This window comes from Thiohalophilus sp. (assembly GCF_031581315.1).
Classification (GTDB): Bacteria; Pseudomonadota; Gammaproteobacteria; order UBA6429; family Thiohalophilaceae; genus Thiohalophilus.
In genome coordinates this window covers 1-3088 of sequence record NZ_JAVLAZ010000152.1, presented here as the reverse complement: position 1 = coordinate 3088, position 3088 = coordinate 1, and the positions used below count along the sequence as shown (strand labels likewise).

Here is a 3088-nt window from a genome sequence, read left to right as displayed (position 1 = left end):
GAAACGCCGCAGCCGGATGAGTACTTCTCCGCCCGGGTGCCGGATGATGATCGTCAGCTGTTCAGCCTGGGGATGACTCGCGACTTCGGCAAGTGGAACCTGGAGCTCGCCTATATGCTGGTCGATGTGGATGATCGTGACGTCAATTCCGCTGATGCCTATGCTGGCACGGAAGCGAACGGTACCAACGCCTACAACGGCACCTACGAAACCGACTCGGATCTGTTCAGTGTCGGGGTAAGTATGGAGTTCTAGAACAAAGCTGGCAGTCGGCAGATAGCAGTTGGCAGCAAGTCGGAATCAGCTGTTTTTACTGCCAACTGCCATCTGAAGTCTGCCAACTTTTATTTGTCGCATAAAAAAACCCGAAGCTTCCGCTTCGGGTTTTTTCTCTCCCATGATTTGAATCCGGTTCAGACGAACAGGGTAATGTCTGCTTCGCCGGCGAATTCAAAGAACATGGCGGCACCGCCGTATTCGATCCCGTCGATGAAATCCGAATGATTCATGTCGAACAGATCAACGGTCATCTGGCAGGCGATGATCTTCACGTCGGATTCGACACACAGGTCGCGCAGGTCTTCGAGACTGGCAACGCCCTTGGATTTCATCTTGGCTTTCATCATCTTGGTCATGACTGCCTGCATTCCGGGGATGGCGGTTCCGATAACGGGGAACCATTTGTCCATGCCCATCGGCATCGGCATACCGGGGTTGCCCAGCGGGCTGACCTTGACGTTGATTTTCTTCTTCAGCAGCTGCAGGCCGTAGAAGGTGAAAAAGATCTGGACGTCATAGCCCAGCGCAGCGGCGGTGGAGGCCAGGATGAACGGCGGATAGCCCCAGTCCAGCGTGCCCTTCGTCGCAATAATGGCAAGTTTTTTAGACATAGTGCACCTCGATGCCTGTCACCTGCCCGCCATATGCCGGGCACGGTAACAGCGGTTTTGATGTATTTATAATAATAGTTTTCAGAGGCCTCAGGCCTTTTTGATCAGGAAGTAGAACTTCCCGCCGTCTTCCTTGGATTCCATCAGCTCGTTACCGGTCTGCTTGGAAAAAGCTTCGAAGTCCTTCACGGAACCCGGGTCGGTTGCGATAATGTGCAGTACCTGTCCCTCGGACATGCCGGCCAGGGATTTTTTGGCGCGCAGGATCGGCAGCGGGCAGTTCAGGCCTGATGCGTCCAGTTCTTGATCGAAGTCAGCCATCTCGTTCTCTCCTTCAAGTCATCTGAGTTGGTTTTGGGTTTCAGAAAAAAGTTGATTGAATATTAGCAATCAATCCTACACTTATATGACAACTGGATTTAGAACACAAGATTTTTGTGGTAATCCAGTATTGTAAATGGGGCTTCATGCCACCTCCAGTCCACTGGATTTCCAGGCCTGAATCCCGCCCCGCAGGTTATGTACATTGTCAAACCCGCTGGCGCTCAGGTAGGCACAGGCCTGGGCGGATCGCTGTCCTATCTGGCAATACAGCACCACCAGATGTTCCGGTTCAAGCCCGTCCATTTCCAGGGGCAGCTGGTGCATGGGCACGTTTCTGGCCCCCGGGATGCTTTCCTGCGAAGCATCAGCCGGATTGCGAATATCAATCAGGCTGATGCCGTGGTCGCTATCCTCCAGCATGCTGGCCAGATCCGCAACCTCGATCTCCTTGAATACCTGCATCATGTCTCTCCCATGACTCCCTGTTAACACACTAAAACCCTGAGGCAAGCAGGGCTTTAGTCAAAGCGGGCATAGTCTACTGGAATGTTGAAATGAATACGAGTCGAACCCATCACGTTGCTGGCGGTCTTACGTTGCGGGTTCGTCATCGCGGCCAAATCGCCGTATGATGCCAATACCCTGCTATTGACGAGGTCTAACGAGATTATTTTGCGCCCTTTTAAAACCCATCCCGCCTGGCTGCTCATCGCCCTGCTGATTCTCACGCCGGCGCGCCTGTCGGCGCAGCCGAACCTGCCGGATATTGGCGACGCCGCCGCGGGCGTCGCCACGCCCGCCGAGGAGAAGCGGGTGGGCGAGACGGTAATGCGCAATATCCAGCGTAGCGGGCGCATCATCAACGACCCGTTGATCGACAGCTATCTCAACCATCTCGGTTACCGGCTGATCGCCGCCGGCGATAGCGACATGACCGATTATCATTTCTTTTTGATCGATGCCCCCGATATCAACGCCTTCGCCCTGCCCGGCGGCTACATTGGCATTCACTACGGGCTGATTCTCTCCACCCGGACCGAGAGCGAGCTGGCCTCGGTCATGGCCCATGAAATCGCCCATGTTTCCCAGCGCCATCATGCCCGCGCCTACGATTTTGGCGGCGGCAGCAGCCTGCCGGTGCTGGCCGCGCTGATCGCCGCCATCGTGCTGGGCGCGCAGAGCCCGGACATGGGCCAGGCCGCCATCGCCTCGATTACCGCCGGCAGCATCCAGAGCCGCATTAACTTTACCCGCGCCAATGAGAAGGAAGCCGATCATCTGGGCATCGAGTTGCTGGCCAACGCCGGTTTCGACCCCAACAGCATGGCCAGCTTCTTCGAGCAGATGCACAAGGCCAGCCGGCTCTATGGCCCGCAGGGACCGGAGTTTCTGCGCACCCATCCGGTGACCGACACGCGTATCGCCGATGCGCGCAACCGCGCGCGTGAATACGAACCCAGGCTGAGCGAGGATGCCGAAAGCTTCCACTTGATGCGTAATCGCATCAAGGTGCTGACCAGCCGCGAGCCCGCGGAGCTGCGCGATCAGTTTGCCGACAATCTGGCGTCCGGCCGCTATCTCAACCGCACCGCCGAACGTTACGGCTATGTCCTGAGTCTGCTGGAAACCGGCGATTACAAAAGCGCCGAACAACAGCTGGACGACCTGCTGGCCGAACAACCGCAGCGCATCGCCTTTTTGCTGGCCCGCGCCCGGCTGAACGTCAAGCAAGGCGCCATCGACGCGGCGCTCGTAGACTATCGCGATGCGCTCAAACTTTATCCGCAAAACCCCGCCCTGACCCAGGGCTACGTGGAAAGCCTGTTACGCAACGACCAGTCCGAAACCGCCCGCCAGGTACTGCGCGATTTCCT

Annotated in this window: 4 protein-coding genes and 1 pseudogene; 2 read left to right on the top strand and 3 right to left on the bottom strand. The window is 56.8% G+C overall.

Features of this window, described 5'->3' with window-relative positions:
• Nucleotides 1-255 (top strand): annotated as a pseudogene (locus tag RI563_RS13000) (outer membrane protein transport protein); the annotation flags it as partial.
• Between the two features lie 158 nt (nucleotides 256-413).
• On the opposite strand, the gene dsrE2 reads toward RI563_RS13000, so the two are convergent.
• The 3 genes from dsrE2 to RI563_RS12985 all read right to left on the bottom strand — a co-directional run bounded on the left by dsrE2 (nucleotide 414) and on the right by RI563_RS12985 (nucleotide 1679).
• Nucleotides 414-890, bottom strand: a complete 477-nt coding sequence (gene dsrE2 / locus RI563_RS12995; RefSeq protein ID WP_310694808.1) for a sulfur carrier protein DsrE2 — start codon at nucleotides 888-890, stop codon at nucleotides 414-416.
• A 90-nt stretch (nucleotides 891-980) separates the two neighbouring features.
• The gene (locus RI563_RS12990; RefSeq protein WP_310694807.1) at nucleotides 981-1211 is read right to left on the bottom strand and encodes a sulfurtransferase TusA family protein; all 231 of its coding nucleotides are present in this window, start codon (nucleotides 1209-1211) and stop codon (nucleotides 981-983) included.
• A gap of 144 nt (nucleotides 1212-1355) precedes the next feature.
• Nucleotides 1356-1679, bottom strand: coding sequence for a rhodanese-like domain-containing protein (locus RI563_RS12985; protein WP_310694806.1), 324 nt, complete (start codon nucleotides 1677-1679; stop codon nucleotides 1356-1358).
• Between the two features lie 207 nt (nucleotides 1680-1886).
• On the opposite strand from RI563_RS12985, the gene RI563_RS12980 reads away from it, so the two are divergent.
• Nucleotides 1887-3088: M48 family metalloprotease (locus RI563_RS12980; RefSeq protein ID WP_310694805.1), on the top strand; the 1202-nt coding region annotated here is incomplete at its 3' end.